The following is a 24,636-nucleotide window of genomic DNA, read 5'->3' on the forward strand; positions in this document are numbered from 1 at the left end:
CTCCTTCTGGGCTTCGATGAACTGAAGCGATCCGCTGTCGAATCTTGCGTAACCCTTTGTTTACCAAGGAGTTTTCCGTTTCGACTGCGCCGGAAGTGGGGCGAATTATAGACAGATATAATTCGCCGTCAACACTTAATTTCAGGATTAGTCCGATTTGAGCGTAATACGCGCAAATGCCTTCTTGCCAGCCTGGCAAACATGGGTCGCACCCAGCTGATATATAAAGGAGCGATCCACAACCTCACCATCAACTCGCACACCACCCGACCCCAAAAGATCACGCGCAACCGCCGAGTTCTTCACCAAGCCTGCCTTATTAAGGACAGCCGCGATTGGCATTGCCTCAGTCGCAGTCAGCTCGACCTCCGGCAGGTCGTCAGGCAACTCGCCCTCCTTCATACGATTGCCCGCAGCACGATGAGCACTGGCAGCAGCCTCCTCACCATGAAAGCGCGCAACGATCTCTTCGGCCAGCTTGATTTTCACGTCACGAGGGTTGGCCCCTGCTTCAACCTCAGCACGCAGTGCATTAATCTCATCCATCGAGCGGAAGCTCAACAGTTCGAAGTAGCGCCACATCAACGCATCAGGAATCGACACAAGCTTTCCGTACATCACACCCGGTGCTTCCTGGATGCCCACGTAATTGCCCAAGGACTTGGACATCTTCTTAACACCATCCAATCCCTCCAATAGAGGCATGGTCAGAATGCACTGAGCCTCCTGCCCATAAGCGCGCTGCAGCTCGCGCCCCATCAGGAGATTGAACTTCTGATCCGTACCACCCAGCTCAACGTCCGCGCGCAACGCTACCGAGTCGTACCCCTGAACCAGCGGATAGAGGAACTCGTGGATCGCGATCGGCTGATTGGTGGAGTAGCGCTTGTCGAAATCATCGCGCTCCAGCATGCGTGCCACGGTGTACTGGGAGGTCAGACGGATAAAGTCTGCCGGCCCCATCTGATCCATCCAAGTGGAGTTGAAGGCCACTTCGGTCTTGGCTGGGTCGAGAATCTTGAACACTTGGGTTTTGTAGGTCTCGGCATTGTCGAGAACCTGCTCGCGCGTCAACGGAGGGCGCGTCGCGCTCTTGCCACTGGGATCACCAATCATCCCGGTAAAATCACCTATAAGGAAGATCACCTGGTGCCCCAGCTCTTGGAACTGACGTAGCTTATTAATAAGCACGGTGTGCCCTAGGTGCAGATCAGGCGCCGTCGGATCAAAGCCGGCCTTGATACGCAGGGGCTGGCCGCGCTTGAGCTTTTCAATCAGCTCAGCTTCGACCAACAGTTCTTCCGCACCACGTTTTATCAGCGCTAGCTGCTCTTCAACCGACTTCATAACAGACCCGCAAGGCTCAGATTCAAAAGGGAACCAACCATACAAGATCAGGGACTAATTACAAGTTTTGCCCTGCGAACGGACACCGTTCAGCAAGCCCAGCGTTCGCGAGCTTGCGCCACAGATGATTTGGTTATATTTTATACAGTTATTTCATCTTCATCATGTCATTCATCTTTTCCATTTCATCTTTTCAAAGTCAAAATTACTTATGACCACTGAACCGTCTAAAGCGCCGCCGCTTTACCCGAAGACCCACCTGCTCGCCGCAAGTGGTATCGCCGCTCTTCTCAGCCTGGCACTCCTGGTATTCCCTTCCAGTGACGTGGAAGCCAAACGGACGTCTCTGAGCCTTGACTTGGAGACTCCGGCTGAACAACTGACACAAGATCAAGACGCTTCTGACGTTCAACAAGCCACAAATGCTCCCGTCGAATCACCCTTCGCTCAGATAGAAAGCTCTCCCGAGGACACTCAGCAAGCCGCTCAGAGCCAGCCCACGCCGGCTGCAACCCCTGCGAAAAACCCGCAACACCGCGAAGTGATCGTGTCTAAAGGTGACACGCTGTCTACCTTGTTCGAAAAGGTTGGCCTCCCGGCCGCATCCGTAACCGAAGTGCTTGCCAGCGATAAGCAAGCCAAGCAATTCACCCAGCTCAAACGTGGCCAGAAGCTTGAATTCGAACTGACCCCAGATGGCCAACTGAGCAACCTGCACACCAATCTCAGCGACCTGGAAAGCATTACGCTGACCAAGGGCGCCAAAGGCTATGCCTTCAATCGCATCACCACCAAGCCAGTGATGCGCTCCGCCTATGTTCACGGCGTGATCAACAGCTCGCTTTCGCAATCCGCCGCCCGCGCCGGCTTGTCACACAACATGACCATGGATATGGCCAACGTGTTTGGCTACGACATCGACTTCGCCCAGGACATCCGCCAGGGTGATGAATTCGACGTGATCTACGAGCAAAAAGTCGCCAACGGCAAAGTGGTCGGCACCGGCAACATTCTTTCCGCGCGCTTCACCAATCGCGGCAAAACCTACACCGCTGTGCGCTACACCAACAAACAAGGCAACACCAGCTACTACACCGCTGACGGCAACAGCATGCGCAAGGCCTTCATCCGTACCCCGGTAGACTTCGCGCGCATCAGCTCGCGCTTCTCCATGGGTCGTAAACATCCGATCCTGAACAAGATCCGCGCCCACAAAGGTGTCGACTATGCTGCCCCGCGCGGCACGCCGATCAAGGCTGCCGGCGATGGCAAGGTCTTGCTGGCCGGCCGTCGAGGCGGTTATGGCAACACCGTGATCATCCAGCACGGCAACACTTACCGCACGCTATATGGCCACATGCAAGGGTTCGCCAAAGGCGTGACGACTGGCGGCACCGTGAAGCAAGGCCAGGTGATCGGCTATATCGGCACCACCGGCCTATCCACTGGTCCGCACTTGCATTATGAATTCCAGGTCAACGGCGTACACGTCGACCCACTGGGCCAGAAGCTGCCGATGGCCGACCCCATCGCCAAGGCCGAGCGCGCACGCTTCATGCAACAGAGCCAACCGCTGATGGCGCGTATGGATCAGGAGCGCTCTACCTTGCTGGCATCGGCGAAGCGCTAAGCGATGCCGCGCTATATTGGAGTGATGTCCGGAACCAGCCTGGATGGCCTGGACATCGCGCTGATCGAACAAGACTCGGCGATCAAGTTGATCGCCACTCACTACATCCCCATGCCAGATACGCTGCGCACTGAATTATTGAGTCTGTGCGCCAGCGGGCCGGACGAAATTGCCCGCTCGGCCATCGCCCAACAACACTGGGTAGCGCTCGCTGCCCAAGGCATTCATGCCTTGCTGGAGCAGCAGGCGCTCAAACCGACGGACATTCGCGCGATCGGCAGCCACGGCCAGACAATTCGCCACGAGCCTTCCCGCGGCTTTACGGTCCAGATCGGCAACCCAGCACTGCTCACTGAATTGACCGGAATCACCGTCGTCAGCGACTTCCGCAGCCGCGATGTGGCAGCGGGTGGCCAAGGCGCGCCGCTGGTACCGGCCTTCCATGAGGCACTGTTTGGCGAGCGCACTGGCAATCGCGCGGTGTTGAATGTGGGCGGGTTCAGCAACCTCAGCCTGATCGAGACCGACAAGCCCGTCGCGGGCTTCGACTGCGGACCAGGCAACGTACTGCTGGATGCGTGGATTCATTGGCAACGGGGCGAACACTTTGACCGTGATGGTCAGTGGGCCGCCAGCGGGAACGTTCAGCAGCAGTTGCTCAGCACACTGCTCAGCGATCCATTCTTCTTGACCAAGGGTCCGAAAAGCACCGGCCGTGAAGTATTCAATCTGGATTGGCTGCAACAACACCTTGCCCGCCTACCGACGTTCGCTCCCCAAGATGTCCAGGCAACCTTGCTGGAATTGACGTCGCTGACCATCGTCGAGTCTCTGCGAGCAGCACAAAGCCACACTGAAACCCTACTGGTCTGTGGCGGTGGCGCCCATAACACCACACTGATGAACCGCCTGGCCGATCTACTGCCCTCCACTCACGTCAGCACAACCGCTCCATACGGCGTTGACCCGGATTGGGTAGAAGCCATGGCATTTGCGTGGCTGGCACACTGCTGCCTGGAAGGTATCCCCGCTAACCGCCCAAGCGTCACCGGCGCGCGCGGGCTGAGAATACTCGGCGCGATCTATCCCGCCTGAACCCCAGACAGCAAAACGCCGCTTGGCCGATCAAAGCCAAGCGGCGTTTTTGTATGCGCTATCGATTAGATCGAGAACGAAGACCCGCAACCACAGGTGGTGGTGGCATTAGGGTTTTTGATCACAAAACGCGAGCCTTCCAGACCTTCCTGATAGTCCACCTCAGCGCCAGCCAGGTACTGGAAGCTCATCGGATCGACGACCAGGCTTACACCCTCGCGCTCAACGATGGTGTCGTCATCGGCCACTTCTTCATCGAAGGTAAAACCATATTGAAACCCTGAACAACCGCCGCCCGTAACGAATACGCGCAGCTTCAAGCGATCATTACCCTCTTCATCGACCAGGCTCTTCACCTTGTGCGCAGCACCGTGGGTGAATTGCAAAGCCGTGGGGGTGAAGGATTCAACGCTCATGCTGATAATCTCCCGGCGTCGCGCCGCCATATGCGTAATGGCGGGCATTATCCGCTTCTCCTAGAAAAGCGGTCAACTATTGTTACGGTATATCAATCTGCTCGGCAGGGCTTAAAAACACAAAAGGCCCGATCAACGGGCCTTTTGCAAAGCAACAGACGTCCTTACGGCAACATGCCCGCATGGGACAAGCCCAGCTTCTCATCTAGGCCAAACAGGATGTTCATGTTCTGTACTGCCTGGCCTGACGCGCCTTTGACCAAGTTATCAATCACCGACAGCACCACGACCAAGTCACCGTCCTGCGGGCGATGCATGGCGATCCGGCACACATTGGCACCACGTACGCTGCGGGTTTCCGGATGGCTGCCGGCTGGCATTACGTCGACGAACGGCTCATTGGCATAGCGTTTTTCAAACAGTGCCTGCAGGTCTACCGAACGATCGGTCACGGTCGCGTAGAGCGTGGAGTGGATACCACGGATCATGGGGGTCAAGTGCGGCACGAAGGTCAGCCCAACGTCCTTACCGGCAGCGCGACGCAGACCCTGACGGATTTCCGGCAAGTGACGATGCCCTTTTACCGCGTAGGCCTTCATGCTTTCCGACGTCTCGGAGTACAAAGACCCCACCGCGGCGCCGCGCCCCGCGCCACTGACACCTGATTTGCAATCAGCGATCAGGCGCGACGCATCCGCTAGGCCGGCTTCGAGCAACGGCAGGAACCCCAACTGAGTTGCGGTTGGATAGCAACCCGGCACGGCGATCAGACGCGCCTGCTTGATCTGCTCACGATTGACTTCCGGCAGACCGTATACCGCCTCTTCCAACAACTGCGGTGCGCCGTGAGGCTGACCGTACCACTTGGCCCATTCGTCGGCGTCCTGCAGGCGGAAGTCCGCCGACAGATCGATGACCTTGGTCCCGGCAGCCAGCAACTCGCCGGCCAGTGCATGGGCGACGCCATGAGGTGTGGCGAAGAAAACCACATCGCAGGCGCCTAAGGTTTGGGTGTCCGGGACGCTGAACGCCAGGCCGTCGTAATGGCCGCGCAGGTTCGGGTACATATCCGCCACAGCCAGGCCGGCCTCGGATCGGGAGGTGATGACCACCACCTCAGCTTGCGGATGCTGAGCCAACAGACGCAGCAATTCGACACCGGTGTAACCCGTGCCGCCGACGATACCGACCTTGACCATAAACCTGCCCTCAACGAACCCACTGGAAAGCCGTCGATAATAGGGGCCGCATCGATCTGCGACAACCGCCAACGTGACGTATGGACGCATCTGCCACTACTATCCTCGCTACCGTGAACCTGGGAATAACTAAAAATGCTCTATCTATGGGTCAAAGCCTTCCACATCGTCAGCATCGTCTGCTGGTTTGCAGCGCTGTTCTACCTGCCACGCCTGTTCGTCTACCACGCTCAAAGCGAGGACACCATCAGCAAGGAACGCTTCAGCATCATGGAGCGCAAGCTGTACCGCGGCATCATGAATCCGGCGATGCTTGCCAGCCTTGTCTTCGGCATCTGGCTGATTGCGCTGAACCCCGGCATCTTCAGCACGGGCGGCTGGATTCACGCCAAGCTGACCCTGGTCGTGCTGCTGATCGGTTACCACCATATGTGCGGCGCTCAGGTAAAACGTTTTGCCCGTGGCGAAAACACCCGCAGCCATGTCTTTTATCGCTGGTTCAATGAAGTTCCAGTTCTGATATTGCTGGCTGTCGTAATTTTGGTGGTGGTCAAACCGTTCTAACGTCAATCAATCGGGGTACATCCAATGTCGCTGCCCGCTCTGCTCGAACAACGTCTGCGCCTACCCGTGGTGGCTGCGCCGATGTTTCTGATTTCCAACCCACAGCTGGTCCTGGCGTGTTGCCGCAACGGGATCGTCGGCAGCTTTCCGGCGCTCAACCAGCGTGAAAGCAGCGGTTTCAAAGCCTGGCTGGAAGAAATCGAAGCGGGTCTGGCGCAGTTGGATAGCCCCGCGCCCTATGCCGTCAACCTGATCGTGCATGGCAGCAACCCACGCCTTGAGGCCGACTTGGCGATCTGCGTCGCGCACAAAGTGCCGATCGTCATCACCAGCCTCGGCGCGGTCAAAGAGGTGGTGGACGCGGTGCACAGCTACGGCGGCCTGGTGTTTCATGACGTCACTACCCGGCGGCACGCCGAAAAAGCCGCCGAAGCCGGCGTGGATGGCCTGATCGCCGTGGCCGCCGGCGCCGGTGGTCATGCCGGGACCTGGAGCCCGTTCGCGCTGATCGCCGAGATCCGTCAATTCTTCGATAAAACCGTACTGCTGGCAGGCTGCCTCAACCACGGGCATGAGATTCTCGCTGCTCAAATCATGGGCGCAGACCTGGCCTATCTGGGCACCCGTTTTATCGGCACCACCGAAAGCCACGCTCCGGATGCGTATAAAGAGATGCTGCTCACATCGCGCGCCGCTGACATCGTGCACACTCCCGCTGTCTCCGGCGTGCCTGCAAGCTTTATGCGCCAGAGCCTGGAAAACGCCGGTTTCGACTTAAATGCGTTGCAAGGCAAAGGTGAAGTCAACTTTGGCTCCAAGCTCAAACCGTTGAACGACGAAGCCAAGGCCTGGAAGACTGTTTGGTCCGCCGGCCAAGGTGTCGGTGAGATTGATGATTTACCCAGCGTCGATGAACTCGTTGCCCGCCTGAATGCCGAATACCGCGAGGCGCAAACACAGGCGACACAGTTACACTGGCCACGCTGAACAACCCTGCAAGGCCCGCGAATTGGCACGGGCCTGCACTCCCCTAATGTTTGAATGACAAGGATGCCCGCATGAGCGACAACCGTTTCAAGATTGTGTTTGATGGAGCCTTGCTCCCGGGTGTCGAAAGCACCACGGCCAAGCTGAACCTGGCCGAATTGTTCAAAAGTGACGTAGAGGCCATCGAAAAACTCTTCACCGGCCGCACCGTCGCGCTCAAACGCGACCTGTCCCGGCCAGACGCCGAAACCTACCTGACCGCGCTGAAAAACGCCGGGGTCGATGCACGCATCGAAGCCGAGCAGCCGGTGGCCTTCAGTCTCGCCGAAACCCACGAAACGGATTCCGGCTCCACCGATTTCTCCAGCCCCGCCGCATCACCGTACGCGCCGCCACGGGCTGCCGTGGGTGACAACCTGCCGGAATATGCCACCCTCAAAGTGTTCACCATCAATGGGCGCATCGGTCGCCTGCGGTACCTGGCATGGACGCTGGTACTTACCGTCGCAATGCTTGTGGCAGCCGGCATCCTGAGCACCGTGGGTTTTGCCGTGGCGACTGCCTCGCCGACTATCGCCATCATCCTCGGCTCGCTGCTGGGTTTCGCACTGTTCGTGGCGCTGGTCGTCGTGAGCGTGCAGATCGGCGTGCAGCGCTTGCACGACCTGGGCTGGTCCGGCTGGTTGTATTTGCTTAACCTCGTTCCGCTGGTCAACAGCATTTTCCCGCTGCTACTGCTGGTATTGCCGGGTAACACAGGCGCCAACCAATACGGCGCGCCTCCGCCGCGCAACTCCACCGCGGTCAAAGTCCTGGCTTCGCTGTGGCTGGCGTTTATCCCTTTGATGTTGATCATCGTGGTCGGCCTGGGGATGAACGGCTATCTCGATCAACTCGAAAGCAACGTGGACAGCAGCTACGAAAGCAGCTCCATGACGTACGACGAGGACGCCGACCAGAGCGGTACCGTCGAGGAAGAAGACACGCAAAGTGCTGACGAAGCGGCCGACCCTGTAGACTCTCCAGATCAGTAAAGAACGCCCCGTGTCGGTGATGCCCCAATCACCGGCACGGGACGTTGCGATGGAGAAACGCATGACCCGTTACGCTCTGATCACCGGTGCCTCCAGTGGCATTGGCCTGGCTTTGGCCGAAGCATTGGCCCGCCGCGGTCGCAGCTTGATTCTGGTGGCCCGCCAGCGTGATCAGTTGGAAAGCATTGCAATCGAATTGACTCAACGCTTTGGCGTAGAGGTGCTGTTTCGCGCCTGTGACCTGGGCGAGCCGCTACGTTTATCCGGGTTTCTGCTGGAGCTTGAAGAAGGCGAGCGGCAGATCGATCTGCTGGTGAACTGCGCCGGCATCGGTACCAGCGGGCCGTTTCTGGCTCAGGACTGGATGACCGAGCAGGATCTGATCGAAGTCAACATCCTAGCCCTGACCCGCATGTGTCATGCCTTGGGGAATGCCATGGCGTTACAGGGCGGCGGGCAGATTCTCAACGTCGCCTCGATTGCGGCTTTTCAGCCAGGCCCGTGGATGAGCAGTTATTACGCCAGCAAGGCGTATGTGCTGCATTTTTCCGAGGGCCTGCGCGAAGAGCTGAAAAGCTGCGGCATCAAGGTCTCGGTGCTGTGCCCGGGGCCGACGCGCACCGCGTTTTTCGGCACGGCAAACATGGACGCCGCCAAGCTCGAACGCAGTGACCAGTTGATGAGCCCGGAGGAAGTGGCGCTCTACACCGTACGCGCGCTGGAAAAGAACAAAGCCATCATTATTCCCGGGCGACGCAACCGCTGGCTGGCATTCAGCCCTCGATTCAGCCCGCGCTGGCTGACCCGCAAGATCGCCGGCGCAATCAATAAGGCCTATTGCCCCCGCTGAGCGCCTGAGTACACTCAACCTGCCTTTTCATCATGGAGAAACCGCTGTGGATACTCTGTTCACCAAGATCATCAACAGAGAAATACCCGCGAAGATCATCTACGAAGATGATCAAGTCCTCGCTTTCCACGACATCGCCCCGCAGGCACCGGTGCATTTTCTGGTGATTCCGAAAAAGCCTATCCGTACGTTGAACGACCTCACCGAGGCCGATAAAGGTCTGGCCGGCCATATCCTTTTCACTGCCCAGCGCCTGGCCCTGGAGCTGGGTTGCGAAGAAGGTTTCCGCGTGGTCATGAATTGCAATGAGATGGGCGGACAAACCGTTTATCACATCCATATGCACGTACTGGGTCAGCGCCAGATGAACTGGCCGCCGGGCTGATCGCCCGATAAGCCGAGGTCAAGTCTCAAGGCTGCGACCCCATGCCCTTGACGCAGCGCAAACGCGCCCCTCTCTCTTGCGGTAAACTGGCCGCCGAGATTCTTCCCGGAGGTCAGCATGACTACCCAACGTCACTACTCGCCGATTGACCGTCTGTTGCTGCAAGCCGATACGGCCATGCGCACGCTGCTGCCCTTCAGCGGCCAACCTTACCGCCCATCGCCCGCCCTGCTGCAGCCCGATGTGCAGATGAACGAGGCCGACACCCGTCACGTCGCCGGTTTGATGCGCATCAACCATACCGGCGAAGTGTGTGCCCAGGCGCTGTATCAGGGGCAGGCCCTGACCGCCAAGCTGCCGCAAGTGCGCGCGGCCATGGAACATGCGGCAGAGGAAGAAATCGACCACCTGGCGTGGTGCGAACAGCGCATCCGTCACCTGGGCAGCCACCCGAGCGTGCTGAACCCGCTGTTCTACGGTTTATCGTTTGGCATCGGCGCCGTGGCGGGACTGGTCAGCGACAAGGTCAGCCTCGGTTTCGTCGCGGCCACGGAACATCAGGTGTGCAAGCACCTGGACGAGCATCTGGAACAACTGCCCAGTGAAGACGACAAGTCCCGCGCCATTCTTGAACAGATGCGCGTCGACGAAGAACACCACGCCGAAAGCGCACTGGACGCGGGCGGCTTCCGCTTCCCGGCACCGGTACGCTTCGGCATGAGCCTGCTGGCCAAGGTCATGACCAAAAGCACGTACCGCATCTGACCCAAACGGCAGACGCAAAAAAGGGCGCTTTCAAAGCGCCCTTTTCTTTGGTCGACGGGTTATCAACCCAACTCGACGATCTCGTAATCATGGGTAATGGCCACACCGGCCGCGCCCAACATGATCGACGCCGAGCAGTATTTTTCGGCCGACAATTCGATGGCACGTTTGACCTGAGCCTCTTTCAACCCCCGGCCTTTGACCACGAAGTGCATATGGATCTTGGTGAAGACCTTCGGATCTTCGCTGGCGCGCTCGGCGTCCAGGAAGGCTTCGCAGCTTTCTACGGCCTGACGGGATTTTTTCAGGATGCTGACCACATCGAAATTGCTGCAACCACCTACACCCAGCAGGAGCATTTCCATCGGGCGTACACCCAGGTTACGGCCACCGGCTTCCGGCGGGCCATCCATGACCACCACATGGCCACTGCCCGACTCACCGAGGAACATGGCTTCGCCCGCCCATTGGATGCGTGCCTTCATCGCCCAGACTCCACTGCTTAAAAAGGGCCGCCAGCTTAGCACAGGGGCCGATCACGGCAGTGCATCCCATGAAAGTGAATCGATAACAGGGTTTGCTCGGTAAATTCCCTAATCGAGTCAGAATGTGTCTGTTAAGCTGGCGTCAAATCGATGGCTCATTGCCACACTTTATCCAGCTTGTCTCTGTGCCGATACGCTGCATACAACAACGCCAACCCCTTTGCGACGCCTTTTCGGGATACAACCATGGTTGCCCTTACTCCCATACCCAAGATCAAGAACATCGACAAGTTGCTGATGCACTGCCAACGCCGACGTTATCCGGCCAAGCACAACATCATCTGTGCCGGCGAGCGTTCCGAAACGCTGTTCTTTATCGTCAAGGGTTCCGTCACCATCCTGATCGAGGATGAAGATGGCCGGGAAATGATCATTGCCTACCTCAACACCGGGGACTTTTTCGGCGAACTGGGCCTGTTCGAACAAGCCGGGAAGGAGCAGGAACGCAGCGCCTGGGTGCGTGCGAAGGTGGAATGCGACGTGGCCGAAATCAGTTACGCCAAATTCCGCGAACTGGCGCAACACGATCCCGATATTCTTTACGCCCTCAGCGGCCAGATTGCCCAACGCCTGCGCGACACCACGCGCAAGGTCGGCGACTTGGCGTTCTTCGACGTCACCGGGCGCGTGGCCCGTTGCCTGCTGGAGTTGTGCAAGCAGCCGGATGCCATGACCCACCCCGATGGCATGCAGATTAAAGTCACGCGCCAGGAAATCGGGCGCATTGTCGGTTGTTCAAGGGAAATGGTCGGTCGCGTACTCAAGGACTTGGAAGAACGCAACCTGGTGCACGTTAAAGGCAAGACGATGGTGGTGTTCGGCACTCGCTAGACAGGCATAAAGCTGGCCAGCATCTGACGGTACAGCGTATCCAATCGACTAATGGCATCCGGCGCAGGGAACGCCTCATGCAAGGCGATGTGACGGTCGGCACGAACTCGCTGCTCCAGACCACAGGCTTGGTTGAAGCGATTGACCGCCGCGATCAGTTCTTCGCGATCGTTTTCCAGTAACAACGCCCCATGCACCAACCCTACCGGGCGGCCGCCGCTCTGACGCCACCGTTGGGCGGTGCCGACCATTTTGCGGCCATTGAGGTTGACGTTGTAACGACCGTCGCAGAAGGCACCTTCGATTTCCCCGACGGAGGCGTCGCCGCCCAGCTCGATCAACAGATCGCAGATCGGCTGGCACAAACGCTGGTAACCGGTCTCGATGCGATTCTGATCGCCTTCGCTGCGTGGCGGTGCATAGACCAGCGCAATGTTGACCGTAGCGCTGGACTGGGGCACCGGTTCGCCGCCAGTTTCGCGCAAGAGCACCGGCCAACCGGCATCCGCAGACACGCGACTGGCGACATCGAAAGCAGGCAATCTGCTCAAGCGGCGTGGCATCACCAATGCCTGATCGCTGGGCTGCCAGAACAACAACCCAAACGCCTGCTCACCCGCGCAAACGGCGGCCAATAAGGCTTGCTCCGCGGCAAGACCTGCTTCAACACGCATCGACACTGGCTGGATCAACGAGCACCTACCTATCTGAACAAACACAAACCCAAATGTGAGAGCGGGCTTGCCCCCGATAGCGGGATGTCAGTCAAGGATGCTCCCACTGAATCGCCGCCATCGGGGGCAAGCCCCCTCTCCCCACTTTGATCGCGTTTCAAATCAATCGAGAGTGGAACCGCTGACCGGTACACCGCGCTCCGGAAAGAACAAGCGCTGCAACTCCGCCCCTGGATTCTCAGCGCGCATGAACGCCTCGCCGACCAGAAACGAGTACACATTGCTGATTTCCATCAGTTCCACATCAGCGCGGTTGAGGATGCCGCTTTCGGTCACCACCAAACGGTCGCGCGGAATACGCGGCAGCAGGTCGAGGGTGGTTTCCAGGCTGACTTCAAAGGTATGCAGGTTACGGTTGTTGACCCCCACCAGCGGTGTGTCGAGGGTTTTCAACGCACGTTCCAGCTCATCGCCATCGTGCACTTCCACCAGCACATCCAGGCCGACGCTTTTGGCCACGGCAGCCAGTTCGGCCATCTTCACGTCATCCAGCGCGGAAACGATCAACAGCACACAGTCGGCGCCCAAGGCACGGGCTTCGACGATCTGGTACGGGTCGACCATGAAATCCTTGCGGATCACTGGCAACTTGCATGCGGCACGAGCCTGTTGCAGGAACAGGTCGGCGCCTTGGAAGTAGTCGATATCGGTGAGCACGGACAGGCATGTCGCCCCGCCCTTTTCGTAGCTGACGGCGATGTCGGCAGGCACGAAGTGCTCACGGATCACGCCTTTGCTCGGCGAGGCTTTTTTGATCTCGGCGATCACCGCCGGCTGCTTCTTTTTGGCCTGATCGATCAAAGCCTTGGCGAACCCGCGCGGCGCATCCGCAGCTTTCGCTTGGGTCTCCAGTTCAGCCAGGCTGACACGGGCGCGGCGCTCGGCGACTTCTTCTGCCTTGCGGGCCAGGATCTTTTCCAGAACGGTCGGCACGCTCATCCTTCATTCTCCATCTTGAATACGGCAGTGAATGCTCCCAGCTCTTCGAGCTTCTCGCGAGCCAGACCGGTGTGCAGTGCATCGTGGGCCAATTCGACACCTTCCTTAAGACTATAGGCATGGTCTGCTGCGTAAAGTGCCGCGCCAGCATTCAGAACAATCATCTCCGCAGCCTTTTGGCCGTTTTCGGTCTTACGACGCCCCAAAGCATCACGAATCAGTTCCAACGATGCCGCCGGGCTTTCCACCGCCAGGCCGTGCAGGCTCTGGCTCTTCATGCCCAAGTCTTCAGGCTCGACCCAATATTCGGTGACTTGATCATTCTTGAGCTCGGCGACAAAGGTCGGCGCCGCCAGGCTGAACTCGTCCAGGCCATCCTTGGAATGCACCACCAGCACATGCTTGCTGCCCAAGCGCTGCAGCACTTCGGCCAATGGCCGGCACAACGCTTGGCTGAACACCCCAACCACCTGATGCTTTACACCGGCCGGATTCGTAAGCGGGCCGAGCATGTTGAAGAGTGTGCGCAGGCCCAGGTCTTTACGTGGGCCGGCTGCGTGCTTCATCGCACCGTGGTGGGACTGAGCAAACATAAAGCCGATGCCGACATTGTCGATGCAGCGCGCCACTTGTACCGGGGTCAGGTTCAGGTAGATCCCGGCCGCTTCGAGCAAGTCGGCGCTGCCGCTCTTGCCGGACACCGCACGGTTGCCATGCTTGGCTACAGTGCAACCCGCCGCCGCCACGACAAAAGACGAAGCCGTCGATACGTTGAAAATATTCGCGCCGTCACCACCGGTGCCGACCACATCCACCACGCCGTCGAGGGTCTTGAGTTCGACCTTGTCCGCCAGTTCGCGCATCACTGACACGGCACCGACGATCTCGTCGATGCTCTCGCTCTTCATGCGCATGGCCATCATAAAGGCGCCGATCTGCGCGTCGGTGCATTGACCGGTCATGATCTCGCGCATCACATCGCTCATTTCAGCGGTGCTCAGGTCCAGATGGCCGACGATACGGCTCAGGGCAGTCTTGATATCCATGGAAAGTCCTTAGCGCGTGCCGCCGCTTTGCTTGAGAAAGTTAGCGAACAGCTCGTAGCCCTGCTCGGTGAGGATCGACTCGGGATGGAATTGCACCCCTTCGACATTCAGTGTTTTGTGGCGCAGCCCCATGATCTCGTCGACGGAGCCGTCTTCCAGCTGGGTCCAGGCGGTCAGTTCCAGGCACTCCGGCAAAGTCTCGCGTTTGACTACCAGTGAATGGTAGCGGGTGACCGTCACCGGCAGGTTCAGGCCCTGAAAAACCCCCACATTGTTATGAAACACCGGGCTGGTCTTGCCGTGCATTACCTGGCGCGCGCGCACCACATCACCGCCAAAGGCCTGGCCGATGGACTGGTGCCCCAGGCACACGCCCAGGATCGGCAGCTTGCCGGCGAAATACTTAATCGCTTCGAGGGAAATACCCGCCTCGGTCGGCGTGCAAGGGCCTGGCGAAACCACGATGCGTTCGGGGTTCAGCGCGGCGATTTCAGCCACGGTCAGTTCGTCGTTGCGCACCACCTTGACCTCGGCACCCAGCTCGCCCAGGTACTGCACCACGTTGTAGGTAAAGGAGTCGTAGTTATCAATCATCAGCAACATGGGGAAACCTCAGGAATTGGGGGTCTGTTCGGCCAGCGCCACAGCGCGGAACATTGCGCGGCGCTTGTTCAGGGTTTCTTCCCATTCGAGGGCCGGCACCGAGTCGGCGACGATTCCGCCACCGGCCTGTACATGCAGCTCCCCGTCCTTGATCACTGCGGTGCGGATCGCAATCGCGGTGTCCATGTTGCCGTTCCAGGCGAAATAGCCGACCGCGCCGCCGTACACGCCGCGTTTGACCGGTTCCAACTCGTCGATGATTTCCATCGCACGGATCTTCGGCGCCCCCGATAACGTACCTGCCGGCAGAATCGCCCGCAGTGCGTCCATCGCGGTCAGCCCGGCTTTCAACTCGCCGGTAACGTTGGACACGATGTGCATCACGTTGGAATAGCGCTCGATCACCATCTTCTCGGTGAGTTTGACCGAACCGATTTCCGAGACGCGCCCGGTGTCGTTGCGGCCCAGGTCGATCAGCATCAGGTGCTCGGCGATTTCCTTGTCGTCGCTCAGCAGGTCTTCTTCCAGGGCCAGATCCGCTTCTTCGGTCGCGCCGCGCGGGCGCGTGCCGGCAATCGGGCGCACGGTGATCAGGTTGTCTTCGACGCGCACCAGCACCTCCGGCGAACTGCCCACCACGTGGAAGTCACCGAAGTTGAAGAAGTACATGTACGGCGTCGGGTTGAAGCAGCGCAGCGCACGATACAGGTCAATCGGCGCCGCCTTGAAGTCGATGGACATGCGCTGCGACGGCACCACCTGCATGCAGTCACCGGCGAGGATGTATTCCTTGATGGTATCGACCGCACGCTCGTAGTCATCCTGAGTGAAACTGGAGCGGAACACCGGGTCGGCCGCCGGTGGACGGCTGAGGTCCAGGCCGCGACGCGGGGTGATCGGCTGCCGCAGCTTTTCCAGCAGGGCTTCGAGGCTGGCCAGGCCTTGCTCGAACGCGTCCGCCTGGGCCGGGTCGGCGAGGACAATGGCGTGCATCTTGCCGGCGAGGTTATCGAACACCACCACCGCGTCGGAGACCATCAGCAGAATGTCCGGCACGCCCAAAGGATCGGGGTTCGGGCACTTGCCCAGGCGTTGCTCCACATAGCGCACGCAGTCGTAGCCGAAATACCCCACCAGGCCACCGTTGAAACGCGGCAGGCCGGCGATGGTCGGCACGTTATAGCGCGCCTTGAACGCTTCGACGAAGGCCAACGGGTCTTCTACGTCGTGACTTTCGACCTCGACGCCATCGTGGGTAATGCTGATGTGATGGTCGTAAACCCGCAGCACAGTGCGGCACGGCAGGCCGATGATCGAGTAACGGCCCCATTTCTCGCCGCCCTGCACCGACTCCAACAGATAGGAGTTGGGGGCGTCGGCCAGTTTCAGGTAGATCGACAGCGGCGTATCGAAGTCGGCCAGGGTTTCGCAGGCCAGGGGGATGCGGTTATAGCCGGCAGCGGCCAAACGCAGGAATTCTTCACGGATCATGAGGTGCCTCGTGGTGTGAGGGTCTAACAGTCAGGTAGGCAAACGTGCCGCACAGGTGCGGCCAGGATCAGTCAGGCGCGCCAACGCCAGCGGGCCAGGGCCTTGATGACTTTCATCCAGAGTTTGCGAGTGACCACCACGATGGAATTTCCAGAAGGGGACGGATCGATGTCGGGCAACGTTATCTCAGCGCCCGCTCCCAAGCAACCGGGGATTAGCAGTCGCAGGTCATCGATCACCAATGTCGGAGATTCTTCGGCAATCGGCCGACCATGGTTATAGCCGTAACTGAGCGCCACACACTGCACGCCGGCCGCCTTGGCCGCCAGCACGTCATTGCGCGAATCGCCAACGAACAATGACTGGGAGGCCGGGATATTGGCCATTTTCATCACGAAAAACAGCGCCGCCGGGTCGGGTTTTTTCTGTGGCAAGGTATCGCCGCCGATGATCCAGCGGAAATAACGACCGATTTTCATCTGGTCCAGCAATGGCGCAACAAAGCGCTCCGGCTTGTTGGTGATCAGGGCCATTTCCACGCCCTGTTTGCTCAACCATTTGAGGGTGTCTCGCACGCCGGGGTAGACCACCGTAAGTTCGTGGCTGCCTTCATAGGCTTCGTTGAACAATTCCAGTGCCCGCTCGGCCTCGACCTCATCGACACCTTCGGCATCGATGTGATTGGCCAGGGCGCGGCGCACGAGCATCTGCGCGCCGTTGCCGACCCATTCGCGCACAGCCTCAATGCCCACCGGCTTGCGCCCCAGTTTGAGCAGCATGTGGTCCACCGCCGCTGCCAGGTCGGGCACCGAATCGATCAACGTACCGTCCAGATCGAACATCACCAGCCGTGGCAATTTGCCGGGGAACAACTGCTCAAAGCCGCTCATGGACGCGCCAGCGCCAGTTCAGCGCGCATCTTGGCGATAACTTCCTGATAGTCCGGGGCATTGAAGATCGCCGAGCCGGCCACAAAGGTGTCAGCGCCGGCAGCGGCGATTTCGCGAATGTTATTGACGTTCACCCCACCGTCGATTTCCAGGCGGATATCACGGCCGGAGGCGTCGATCAGTGCACGGGCTTCGCGCAGCTTGTCGAGGGTGCCAGGGATGAACTTCTGCCCGCCGAAGCCTGGGTTGACGCTCATCAGCAACACCATATCGACCTTGTCCATCACGTACTTGAGCACGTCCAGCGGCGTCGCCGGGTTGAACACCAGGCCAGCCTTGCAGCCGCCTTCGCGGATCAGTTGCAAGGTGCGGTCGACGTGCAGCGAGGCTTCCGGGTGGAAGGTGATGTAAGTGGCGCCGGCTTCAACGAAGTCGCCGATGATGCGATCCACCGGGCTGACCATCAGGTGCGCGTCGATAGGCGCGGTGATGCCGTACTTGCGCAGCGCCGCGCAGACCATCGGCCCGATGGTCAGGTTGGGCACATAGTGGTTGTCCATAACATCGAAATGGACGAAGTCGGCGCCGGCGGCCAGTACCTTGTCCACTTCTTCGCCCAGGCGGGCGAAGTCGGCGGAGAGAATCGATGGAGCAATGACGAAGGGCTGCATGACGCACCTTTTCTGAGCTAAATCACGATGGCGCGCATTGTATACCTCATGCTTTGTCCCGCGCACCGTGACCTGGCTCAATGGCTAGTAGGCGGCCCGGTAGATTTTCTCGATGTCAGCCGCGCTGAGCTTGCGCGGGTTGTTGCGCATCAAGCGCTCAATACCTGCCGCCTCCGCAGCCATGGCAGGGATGGCATCTTCGGTTACCCCGAAACTGCGCAGCCCGGAGGGGATCTCCACATCGGCGCACAGGCGCGTCATCGCCTCGACGGCCTGATCGGCGGCAGCGTTGACACTCAAGCCGGCCACATTCACGCCCATGGCCTCGGCGATGTCGCGCATGCGTTCGACACACGCCAATTTATTCCACTGCATCACGTAGGGCAGCAGCAACGAATTACTCACGCCGTGACCGACGTTGTAGCGCCCACCCAGCGGGTACGCCAAGGCATGCACCGCGCCCACGCCGGCGTTACCAAAGGCCATGCCGGCCATCAGGCTGGCGGTGGCCATGTCGTCACGAGCCTTCAGGTCAACCGGATTGGCGTAGGCCTTGGGCAACGCGTTGACGATCAGCTTGATCGCGCCAATGGCCAGGGCATCGGTGATCGGCGAGGCATTGAGCGACAAGTAGGATTCGATCGCGTGCACCAGCGCGTCCACGCCACTGGCGGCGGTGACGCTGCGCGGGCAGGTCAGGGTCATTTGCGGGCTGATCAGTGCGACATCCGGCAATAGGTAATCGCTGACGATGCCTTTTTTCAACTGGGCAGCCTTGTCGGAGAGGATCGCCACATTGGTCACCTCCGAGCCGGTGCCGGCGGTGGTGGGAATCGCGATCAGCGGCGGGCCTTTGCGCGGCACTTGGTCAACACCGAACAAATCCTCCAGCGCGCCGTGGTAACCGGCATAAGCGGCCACGCTCTTGGCAATGTCGATGGCGCTGCCACCGCCCACGCCGATCAAACCGTCGTGCCCGCCGTCGCAGTACGCCTGCATGCAGTCTTCGACAATGGCGATTTCCGGGTCGGGTTTTACGCGGTCGAAAATCTCATAGCTGCGCCCGCCCAAATGCTCCAGAGCCAGGGCCACCGTGCCGGACTGAACCAGTGCGGCATCGGTGACAATCAGTGGGTTATCCACATCCAGGCGCGTCAGCTCGGCGGCCAGTTGCTCGATGGCACCGGCGCCGGTCAGCAGTTTGTGGGCGATCTTGAATGAGGAAGTACTCATGTGCGCGGCCTCTTTTTGATGGATGGGCTGGCACAAGAGTAGCTGACTGAAACAGGTTGTCTTTCATTCAGCGGCTGAATGGTCACAGAACCTATGTGGGATGAGGCTTGCCCCTTCCCACATTTGATCTGCGCTGGAGTTTAAACCTGAGCAGTACGCAGTTTTTCACTGCGCCCGCGCAGCCATTCCAGGGTCAGCAGCAGCAATACCGAGAACGCAATCAACAACGTCGCCGCCGCGGCAATGGTGGGGCTGAGGTTTTCGCGGATGCCGCTGAACATCTGGCGCGGCAAGGTCGCTTGCTCGGGGCCGGCGAGGAACAGCGTCACCACCACCTCATCGAACGAAGTGGCGAACGCGAACAGCGCTCCGGAAATTACCCCCGGCGCAATCAGCGGCAACGTCACCCGACGGAATGCGGTCAACGGCGACGCCCCCAGGCTGGCCGCCGCCCGCACCAGGTTATGGTTGAAGCCCTGCAAAGTGGCCGACACGGTGATGATCACGAACGGCACACCCAACACCGCATGCACCACGATCAGCGAGAAGAAGCTATTGCCCAGTCCCAGCGGCGCGAAGAACAGGTAGCTGGCCACACCGATGATCACCACCGGCACGACCATCGGCGAAATCACCAAAGCCATCACCAGCGCCTTACCGGGGAAGTCGCCGCGGGTCAGGCCGATGGCCGCCAAGGTGCCGAAGACCATGGCCAGCACCGTGGCCGCCGGGGCGACGATGATGCTGTTTTTCAGGGCGCGCATCCACTCCGCCGAGGCGAAGAAATCTTGGTACCAGTGCAGAGAGAAGCCTTGCAGCGGGTACACCAGAAAGCTGCCGCTGTTGAACGACAGGGGGATGATCACCAGCACTGGCAGTATCAGAAACAGCAGGATCAGGCCGCAGAGAATCCGCAAGCTGTAAAACCACACCCGCTCCACCGGTGACATATAAGGGCTCAGCATCGCAAGGTCTCCTTAGCTCAGGCGCAGGCGGCTGGCGCCGACCAGCCGGTTGTAGATCAGGTACAGCAATACGGTCGCCAGCAGCAGCAAGCCGCCCAGTGCCGTGGCCATGCCCCAGTTGATGCTGGTGTTGGTGTAGAAGGCCACGAAGTAGCTGACCATCTGGTCGTTCGGGCTGCCCAGCAGCGCCGGGGTGATGTAGTAACCAATCGCCAGAATGAACACCAGCAGGCAACCAGCGCCGACGCCGGCGTAGGTCTGCGGGAAGTACACGCGCCAGAAACTGGTGAACGGGTGGCAGCCCAGGGAAATCGCCGCGCGCATGTAGGTTGGCGAGATACCCTTCATCACGCTGTAGATCGGCAGGATCATGAACGGCAGCAGAATGTGCACCATGGAGATGTAGACCCCAGTGCGGTTGAACACCAACTCCAGGGGTTTATCGATCAGCCCCATGCTCAGCAGGGCGCTGTTGATCAGCCCGCCGGATTGCAGCAGCACGATCCACGCCGCCACCCGCACCAGGATCGAGGTCCAGAACGGCAACAGCACCAGGATCATCAACAAGTTACTTTTGCGCGCTGGCAGATTGGCCAGCAGGTACGCCAACGGGTACGCCAGCAGCAAGCAAATGGCAGTGATCACCAGGCCCATCCAGAACGTACGGGCGAAGATATCCAGGTAGATCGCCTGATCCGGGGTGGCCGGCGCCACTTCGCCGAGGTCGTCGATGCGGTGATCCACCGCCGCCAGCAGATAGAACGGCGTAAAGCTGTTGGTGTTGCGCCGGATCGCCTGCCAGTACGCCGGGTCGCCCCAGCGCTCGTCGAGGTTTTCCAACGCTTCTTTATAAGAGCCGGGCACTTCGGTAAACGGCAGCGCCCGTGCGGTTTTGGTCAGCAGGCTGCGATAGCCGGCCAGTTCCATGTTCAAGCGTTTGGACAGATCGCCCAGGGTCTGATTTTTGCGCGCTTCGCCCAAATCTTCGCTGAGTGCCTGATACACCGGTTCGCCCGGCAGACCACGCCCATCCCAGGTTTTCACCGCCACCACGGTCCGCGGCAAACCGCCTACCACTTCTGGGTTACCGACGCTTTTGTAGAGCAATGCGACGATTGGCACCAGAAACACCAACAGCAGGAACAGCACCAGCGGCGCAATCAACGCTTGGGCTTTCCAGCGATTGAGCCGCTCGGCACGCGCCAGGCGCTGCTTGAGGGTGGGGCTGTTGACCTCGTTCGAGGGAACGGCGATGGCCATGGCTGACTCCGAATCTTGAAAATGAATGCAATCTTTCACACACAAGAAATCCCTTGTGGGAGGGGCTTGCCCCCTCCCACAGGGTTATGCGGTGTTACTTCGCAGCCCAGGAGTTGAAGCGCTGTTCGAGCTGCTCACCGTTATCAGCCCAGAAGCTCACGTCGATCTGCACCTGATTGGCGATGTTCTCCGGGGTGGTCGGCATGTCCTTGAGGATGTCCTTGGCCAGCAGCGGTACGGCTTGGGTGTTGGCCGGGCCGTAGGCAATGTTTTCCGAGTAGGTCTTCTGCTGCTGCGGCGCGACCGAGAAGGCAATGAATTTTTTCGCCGCTTCGGCGCGGTCCTTGGCCAGGCCTTTTGGAATGGCCCAGGCGTCGAAGTCGTAGATACCGCCGTTCCACACCACTTTCAGGTTGCTTTCTTTCTGCACGGCGGCGATACGACCGTTGTAGGCCGAGCTCATCACTACGTCACCAGAGGCCAGGTACTGCGGCGGTTGCGCGCCGGCTTCCCACCACTGGATCGACGGTTTGAGTTCATCGAGCTTTTTGAACGCACGATCCTGGCCATCTTTGCCGGCCAGCACTTTGTAGACGTCTTTGGGTGCGACGCCGTCGGCCATCAATGCAAATTCCAAGGTGTACTTGGCGCCTTTGCGCAGGCCGCGCTTGCCCGGGAATTTCTTGGTGTCCCAGAAATCCGCCCAGCTGGTTGGCGCAGAGGCCAGTTTGTCAGCGTTGTAGGCCAACACCGTCGACCAAACGAAGAAGCCCACGCCGCACGGCTGGATCGCGCCCTTCACGTAGTTCGCGCTGTCGCCGAACAGTTTCGGGTCCAGTGGCTCGAACATGTCTTCGTCGCAACCGCGGGACAGTTCCGGCGACTCCACTTCCACCAGGTCCCAGGACACGCTCTTGGTGTCGACCATGGCTTTGACCTTGGCCATCTCACCGTTGTACTCACCGGCGACGATCTTGCCGTTGCCCGCGCTTTCCCACGGTGCATAGAAGGCCTTGACCTGTGCCGCCTTGTTCGCGCCGCCAAATGACACGACGGTCAGGTCCGGGCCGGCCATGGCGTGCGTTGCGCCCATCAAGCCAATTGCCAGGGCCGAATACTTCAGGGATCTCAACATTGTTGTTCTCTCCACGTGCAGGGTTGGTGAAGCCATGGGGGCGATCAATTCGCCTCTAGAAGTGGGTCGAGTGCGCGAACGTGCTCGACTTGCCAGCCAATCGGTACCACGTCGCCGACTGCCAGGGCTGGGTCCAGCTCGGCGATCGGTTGTTTCACAAAAAAATCGGCCTTACCGCAGACTTCCAGGCGCACCCGCACGTGGTCGCCCAGGTAGATAAATTCCGCCACACGCCCCGAGAAGCGGTTGACGCAGCTTTCGCTGGAGCCATTGAGGCTGACGCGCTCCGGGCGCACCGACAACGTCACCGGGCCGCCGACCTGGCCGACGTTCACCGCCAGCGCCTCGACCTTCTCGCCCCGCGCCAGCTCCACCACGCAGCGTTCGCCGCTGCGGCTGTGCAGGCGACCGTTGAGACGGTTGTTTTCGCCAATGAAGTTAGCCACGAAGGTGTTCTTCGGCTCTTCATACAGGGTGCGCGGCGCGGCTATCTGCTGGATCTCGCCCTGGTGGAACACCGCAACGCGGTCGGACATGGTCAAGGCTTCGCCCTGGTCGTGCGTCACGTACACCACGGTCACACCGAGGCGCTGGTGTAGGTGCTTGATCTCCATCTGCATGTGTTCGCGCAGTTGTTTGTCGAGGGCGCCGAGGGGTTCGTCCATCAGCACTAGTTGCGGTTCGAACACCAGTGCTCGGGCCAAGGCCACGCGCTGTTGCTGACCGCCGGAGAGCTGCGCCGGGTAGCGCTGGGCGAAGGCGTCGAGCTGGACCATGCTCAGCACGCGTTTGACGCGCTCGCTGATGTCGGTCTTGCTCAAACCGCGCACCGACAGCGGGAACCCCAGGTTCTCGGCGACGGTCATGTGCGGGAACAACGCGTAGTTTTGGAACACCATGCCGATATCGCGCTTATGCGGCGGCACGTTGTTGATAGAGCGCCCGGCCAGCTGGATCTCACCGGCGGTCGGGGTTTCGAAGCCGGCGAGCATCATCAGGCTGGTGGTCTTGCCCGACCCTGAAGGCCCGAGCAAGGTGAGGAACTCGCCCTTGCGGATCTCCAGGTTGAGGTCTTTGACGATCAGGTTCTCGCCGTCGTAGCTCTTCTGCACGCCACGAAAGCTGACCAGCACATCATTTGAATCCACCTCGCTCATACCCGCACCTTTTATTTTGGACTGCTGTGGCACAAGCGTAGTCCAGGGGCGAGGCCCCGGAAATCGGGGGCCAGGAGAGAATCTCATCAGCCGGTTGGAAGGCTGGGGGTAGGGATCGCCCTACACCGATGGCGGGCACTGGACAGTGCGGCGGCAAGAACCCCGCTGCAAGCGACAAGAATGGGTGCGGCGCGGTTTTGCGGGGTGTCGCAAATAGATATGCCGCTACAGAAGCTTGTGTTCCATGGCGTACCGCACCAGCTCGGCCAGGGAGGTGATATTAAGCTTCTGCATCAGGCGCGCCTTGTGGGTGCTGATGGTCTTGCTGCTGAGGGCCAGTTGCTGGGCGATGTCATTGACATTGGCGCCCTGCGCCAGGCGTTCGAACACCGAGAACTCGCGCTCCGAAAGCAATGAATGCAGTGGGCGGGCATCGGTGAGGCCGACTTCGAAGACCATCCGGTCCGCCAGGTCCGGGTCGATATAGCGCCCACCGGCCGCTACCTTGCGAATCGCCGTCAGCAGCAACGCCGGATCACTGTCCTTGGTGGCGTAGCCGGCGGCGCCGACCTTCAAGGCCCGCGCGGCCATCTGCGCTTCGTCATGCATCGACAGCACCAGGATCGCCGGCGGGTTGTTCAATGCCCGAATCCGCGCAATCGCTTCCAGGCCATTGACGCCCGGCATGGAGATGTCCAGCAACACCACCTCGCAGGCCACATGGCGCAGCGTCTCCAATAACTGCTCGCCATTGCTCGCCTCTCCCACCACCTGCAGGTCTTTGGCCAGGCCGATCAATTGCTTGATGCCTTCACGGACGATGGTGTGGTCTTCGGCTACCAGTACACGGATCACAAGGCTTTC

26 protein-coding genes are annotated in these 24,636 nt (G+C 59.7%); 9 read left to right on the forward strand and 17 right to left on the reverse strand.

Annotated elements, in window-relative coordinates; genetic code table 11:
• Nucleotides 1-147: 147 nt before the first annotated feature.
• Entirely contained in the window at nucleotides 148-1,347 is a 1,200-nt protein-coding gene (gene tyrS, locus YA0848_RS12795; RefSeq protein WP_034101026.1) for a tyrosine--tRNA ligase, read from the reverse strand.
• Between the two features lie 211 nt (nucleotides 1,348-1,558).
• On the opposite strand from tyrS, the gene YA0848_RS12800 reads away from it, so the two are divergent.
• Together YA0848_RS12800 and YA0848_RS12805 are read left to right on the forward strand one after the other, a co-directional pair.
• Nucleotides 1,559-2,977 carry a peptidoglycan DD-metalloendopeptidase family protein gene (locus YA0848_RS12800; RefSeq protein ID WP_034101027.1) on the forward strand — a complete coding sequence of 473 codons (1,419 nt, stop codon included), beginning with the start codon at nucleotides 1,559-1,561 and terminating at the stop codon, nucleotides 2,975-2,977.
• 3 nt (nucleotides 2,978-2,980) lie between these two features.
• Nucleotides 2,981-4,072, forward strand: a complete 1,092-nt coding sequence (locus tag YA0848_RS12805) for an anhydro-N-acetylmuramic acid kinase (RefSeq protein WP_047882519.1) — start codon at nucleotides 2,981-2,983, stop codon at nucleotides 4,070-4,072.
• Between the two features lie 65 nt (nucleotides 4,073-4,137).
• On the opposite strand, the gene erpA is transcribed toward YA0848_RS12805, so the two are convergent.
• Nucleotides 4,138-4,488: an iron-sulfur cluster insertion protein ErpA gene (gene erpA / locus YA0848_RS12810; RefSeq protein WP_007906865.1), complete on the reverse strand. Its 351-nt coding sequence runs from the start codon at nucleotides 4,486-4,488 to the stop codon at nucleotides 4,138-4,140.
• Between the two features lie 164 nt (nucleotides 4,489-4,652).
• A complete protein-coding gene (argC, locus tag YA0848_RS12815; protein WP_198712391.1) occupies nucleotides 4,653-5,687 on the reverse strand; it encodes an N-acetyl-gamma-glutamyl-phosphate reductase in 1,035 nt (344 codons plus the stop codon).
• 135 nt (nucleotides 5,688-5,822) lie between these two features.
• Here argC and hemJ point away from each other — a divergent pair, with 135 nt between their 5' ends.
• From hemJ to coq7, 6 genes are all read left to right on the forward strand, one after another.
• Nucleotides 5,823-6,251, forward strand: a complete 429-nt coding sequence (gene hemJ, locus YA0848_RS12820; RefSeq protein ID WP_034101032.1) for a protoporphyrinogen oxidase HemJ — start codon at nucleotides 5,823-5,825, stop codon at nucleotides 6,249-6,251.
• 24 nt (nucleotides 6,252-6,275) lie between these two features.
• Nucleotides 6,276-7,238 carry an NAD(P)H-dependent flavin oxidoreductase gene (locus YA0848_RS12825; RefSeq protein WP_034101034.1) on the forward strand — a complete coding sequence of 321 codons (963 nt, stop codon included), beginning with the start codon at nucleotides 6,276-6,278 and terminating at the stop codon, nucleotides 7,236-7,238.
• 71 nt (nucleotides 7,239-7,309) lie between these two features.
• On the forward strand, nucleotides 7,310-8,272 hold the full coding sequence (locus YA0848_RS12830; protein ID WP_034101035.1) for a DUF805 domain-containing protein: 963 nt from the start codon (nucleotides 7,310-7,312) through the stop codon (nucleotides 8,270-8,272).
• Between the two features lie 61 nt (nucleotides 8,273-8,333).
• Entirely contained in the window at nucleotides 8,334-9,122 is a 789-nt protein-coding gene (locus tag YA0848_RS12835) for an SDR family NAD(P)-dependent oxidoreductase (RefSeq protein WP_034101036.1), read from the forward strand.
• Nucleotides 9,123-9,168: 46 nt separating this feature from the next.
• Complete coding sequence (locus YA0848_RS12840; protein ID WP_034101037.1) at nucleotides 9,169-9,507, forward strand: histidine triad nucleotide-binding protein; 339 nt, start codon at nucleotides 9,169-9,171, stop codon at nucleotides 9,505-9,507.
• Nucleotides 9,508-9,624: 117 nt separating this feature from the next.
• Nucleotides 9,625-10,272 carry a 2-polyprenyl-3-methyl-6-methoxy-1,4-benzoquinone monooxygenase gene (gene coq7, locus YA0848_RS12845; protein WP_169903081.1) on the forward strand — a complete coding sequence of 216 codons (648 nt, stop codon included), beginning with the start codon at nucleotides 9,625-9,627 and terminating at the stop codon, nucleotides 10,270-10,272.
• 62 nt (nucleotides 10,273-10,334) lie between these two features.
• Here coq7 and YA0848_RS12850 read toward each other — a convergent pair whose 3' ends face one another.
• Complete coding sequence (locus YA0848_RS12850) at nucleotides 10,335-10,757, reverse strand: OsmC family protein (RefSeq protein ID WP_034101039.1); 423 nt, start codon at nucleotides 10,755-10,757, stop codon at nucleotides 10,335-10,337.
• Between the two features lie 246 nt (nucleotides 10,758-11,003).
• On the opposite strand from YA0848_RS12850, the gene crp reads away from it, so the two are divergent.
• On the forward strand, nucleotides 11,004-11,648 hold the full coding sequence (gene crp / locus YA0848_RS12855) for a cAMP-activated global transcriptional regulator CRP (RefSeq protein ID WP_034101041.1): 645 nt from the start codon (nucleotides 11,004-11,006) through the stop codon (nucleotides 11,646-11,648).
• On the opposite strand, the gene YA0848_RS12860 is transcribed toward crp, so the two are convergent.
• The 13 genes from YA0848_RS12860 to YA0848_RS12920 form a co-directional block, all read right to left on the reverse strand.
• Nucleotides 11,645-12,340, reverse strand: a complete 696-nt coding sequence (locus YA0848_RS12860) for a lipoate--protein ligase family protein (RefSeq protein WP_040267161.1) — start codon at nucleotides 12,338-12,340, stop codon at nucleotides 11,645-11,647. The genes crp and YA0848_RS12860 overlap by 4 nt on opposite strands.
• 144 nt (nucleotides 12,341-12,484) lie before the next feature.
• Nucleotides 12,485-13,321, reverse strand: a complete 837-nt coding sequence (trpC, locus tag YA0848_RS12865; RefSeq protein ID WP_169903079.1) for an indole-3-glycerol phosphate synthase TrpC — start codon at nucleotides 13,319-13,321, stop codon at nucleotides 12,485-12,487.
• Nucleotides 13,318-14,367, reverse strand: coding sequence for an anthranilate phosphoribosyltransferase (trpD, locus tag YA0848_RS12870; protein WP_034101045.1), 1,050 nt, complete (start codon nucleotides 14,365-14,367; stop codon nucleotides 13,318-13,320). Before trpD ends, trpC begins: the two co-directional genes overlap by 4 nt.
• Nucleotides 14,368-14,376: 9 nt before the next feature.
• Complete coding sequence (locus YA0848_RS12875; protein ID WP_034101046.1) at nucleotides 14,377-14,970, reverse strand: aminodeoxychorismate/anthranilate synthase component II; 594 nt, start codon at nucleotides 14,968-14,970, stop codon at nucleotides 14,377-14,379.
• Nucleotides 14,971-14,979: 9 nt separating this feature from the next.
• Complete coding sequence (gene trpE, locus YA0848_RS12880; protein WP_034101048.1) at nucleotides 14,980-16,461, reverse strand: anthranilate synthase component I; 1,482 nt, start codon at nucleotides 16,459-16,461, stop codon at nucleotides 14,980-14,982.
• A 71-nt stretch (nucleotides 16,462-16,532) separates the two neighbouring features.
• Nucleotides 16,533-17,351, reverse strand: coding sequence for a phosphoglycolate phosphatase (locus YA0848_RS12885; protein ID WP_034115269.1), 819 nt, complete (start codon nucleotides 17,349-17,351; stop codon nucleotides 16,533-16,535).
• Nucleotides 17,348-18,022: a ribulose-phosphate 3-epimerase gene (gene rpe / locus YA0848_RS12890; RefSeq protein WP_034101050.1), complete on the reverse strand. Its 675-nt coding sequence runs from the start codon at nucleotides 18,020-18,022 to the stop codon at nucleotides 17,348-17,350. The genes YA0848_RS12885 and rpe overlap by 4 nt, the downstream gene beginning before the upstream one ends.
• Before the next feature lie 84 nt (nucleotides 18,023-18,106).
• Nucleotides 18,107-19,255, reverse strand: coding sequence for an iron-containing alcohol dehydrogenase (locus YA0848_RS12895; RefSeq protein ID WP_169903077.1), 1,149 nt, complete (start codon nucleotides 19,253-19,255; stop codon nucleotides 18,107-18,109).
• A 140-nt stretch (nucleotides 19,256-19,395) separates the two neighbouring features.
• The gene (locus YA0848_RS12900) at nucleotides 19,396-20,220 is read right to left on the reverse strand and encodes an ABC transporter permease (protein WP_034115270.1); all 825 of its coding nucleotides are present in this window, start codon (nucleotides 20,218-20,220) and stop codon (nucleotides 19,396-19,398) included.
• A 12-nt stretch (nucleotides 20,221-20,232) separates the two neighbouring features.
• Nucleotides 20,233-21,480 carry an ABC transporter permease gene (locus YA0848_RS12905; RefSeq protein ID WP_034101053.1) on the reverse strand — a complete coding sequence of 416 codons (1,248 nt, stop codon included), beginning with the start codon at nucleotides 21,478-21,480 and terminating at the stop codon, nucleotides 20,233-20,235.
• A 94-nt stretch (nucleotides 21,481-21,574) separates the two neighbouring features.
• Nucleotides 21,575-22,615, reverse strand: coding sequence for an ABC transporter substrate-binding protein (locus YA0848_RS12910; RefSeq protein WP_034101055.1), 1,041 nt, complete (start codon nucleotides 22,613-22,615; stop codon nucleotides 21,575-21,577).
• Nucleotides 22,616-22,659: 44 nt separating this feature from the next.
• On the reverse strand, nucleotides 22,660-23,772 hold the full coding sequence (locus YA0848_RS12915; RefSeq protein ID WP_169903075.1) for an ABC transporter ATP-binding protein: 1,113 nt from the start codon (nucleotides 23,770-23,772) through the stop codon (nucleotides 22,660-22,662).
• A gap of 225 nt (nucleotides 23,773-23,997) precedes the next feature.
• On the reverse strand, nucleotides 23,998-24,627 hold the full coding sequence (locus YA0848_RS12920) for a response regulator (RefSeq protein WP_034101058.1): 630 nt from the start codon (nucleotides 24,625-24,627) through the stop codon (nucleotides 23,998-24,000).
• Between the last annotated feature and the right edge of the window lie 9 nt (nucleotides 24,628-24,636).

The sequence above is a fragment of the Pseudomonas sp. S4_EA_1b genome, from assembly GCF_016307435.1.
Taxonomy (GTDB): domain Bacteria; phylum Pseudomonadota; class Gammaproteobacteria; order Pseudomonadales; family Pseudomonadaceae; genus Aquipseudomonas; species Aquipseudomonas rhodesiae.

Bases quoted from the DNA above. Each gene is read 5' to 3' on its own strand.
- argC (WP_198712391.1), bottom strand. From the start codon at position 5,687: ATGGTCAAGGTCGGTATCGTCGGCGGCACGGGTTACACCGGTGTCGAA.
- erpA (WP_007906865.1), bottom strand. From the start codon at position 4,488: ATGAGCGTTGAATCCTTCACCCCCACGGCTTTGCAATTCACCCACGGT.
- YA0848_RS12900 (WP_034115270.1), bottom strand. From the start codon at position 20,220: ATGCTGAGCCCTTATATGTCACCGGTGGAGCGGGTGTGGTTTTACAGC.
- tyrS (WP_034101026.1), bottom strand. From the start codon at position 1,347: ATGAAGTCGGTTGAAGAGCAGCTAGCGCTGATAAAACGTGGTGCGGAA.
- hemJ (WP_034101032.1), top strand. From the start codon at position 5,823: ATGCTCTATCTATGGGTCAAAGCCTTCCACATCGTCAGCATCGTCTGC.
- YA0848_RS12910 (WP_034101055.1), bottom strand. From the start codon at position 22,615: ATGTTGAGATCCCTGAAGTATTCGGCCCTGGCAATTGGCTTGATGGGC.
- rpe (WP_034101050.1), bottom strand. From the start codon at position 18,022: ATGCAGCCCTTCGTCATTGCTCCATCGATTCTCTCCGCCGACTTCGCC.
- crp (WP_034101041.1), top strand. From the start codon at position 11,004: ATGGTTGCCCTTACTCCCATACCCAAGATCAAGAACATCGACAAGTTG.
- YA0848_RS12830 (WP_034101035.1), top strand. From the start codon at position 7,310: ATGAGCGACAACCGTTTCAAGATTGTGTTTGATGGAGCCTTGCTCCCG.
- YA0848_RS12835 (WP_034101036.1), top strand. From the start codon at position 8,334: ATGACCCGTTACGCTCTGATCACCGGTGCCTCCAGTGGCATTGGCCTG.
- YA0848_RS12895 (WP_169903077.1), bottom strand. From the start codon at position 19,255: ATGAGTACTTCCTCATTCAAGATCGCCCACAAACTGCTGACCGGCGCC.
- YA0848_RS12850 (WP_034101039.1), bottom strand. From the start codon at position 10,757: ATGAAGGCACGCATCCAATGGGCGGGCGAAGCCATGTTCCTCGGTGAG.
- YA0848_RS12800 (WP_034101027.1), top strand. From the start codon at position 1,559: ATGACCACTGAACCGTCTAAAGCGCCGCCGCTTTACCCGAAGACCCAC.
- YA0848_RS12875 (WP_034101046.1), bottom strand. From the start codon at position 14,970: ATGTTGCTGATGATTGATAACTACGACTCCTTTACCTACAACGTGGTG.
- YA0848_RS12805 (WP_047882519.1), top strand. From the start codon at position 2,981: ATGCCGCGCTATATTGGAGTGATGTCCGGAACCAGCCTGGATGGCCTG.
- YA0848_RS12885 (WP_034115269.1), bottom strand. From the start codon at position 17,351: ATGAGCGGCTTTGAGCAGTTGTTCCCCGGCAAATTGCCACGGCTGGTG.
- trpE (WP_034101048.1), bottom strand. From the start codon at position 16,461: ATGATCCGTGAAGAATTCCTGCGTTTGGCCGCTGCCGGCTATAACCGC.
- trpD (WP_034101045.1), bottom strand. From the start codon at position 14,367: ATGGATATCAAGACTGCCCTGAGCCGTATCGTCGGCCATCTGGACCTG.
- YA0848_RS12905 (WP_034101053.1), bottom strand. From the start codon at position 21,480: ATGGCCATCGCCGTTCCCTCGAACGAGGTCAACAGCCCCACCCTCAAG.
- YA0848_RS12825 (WP_034101034.1), top strand. From the start codon at position 6,276: ATGTCGCTGCCCGCTCTGCTCGAACAACGTCTGCGCCTACCCGTGGTG.
- coq7 (WP_169903081.1), top strand. From the start codon at position 9,625: ATGACTACCCAACGTCACTACTCGCCGATTGACCGTCTGTTGCTGCAA.
- trpC (WP_169903079.1), bottom strand. From the start codon at position 13,321: ATGAGCGTGCCGACCGTTCTGGAAAAGATCCTGGCCCGCAAGGCAGAA.
- YA0848_RS12915 (WP_169903075.1), bottom strand. From the start codon at position 23,772: ATGAGCGAGGTGGATTCAAATGATGTGCTGGTCAGCTTTCGTGGCGTG.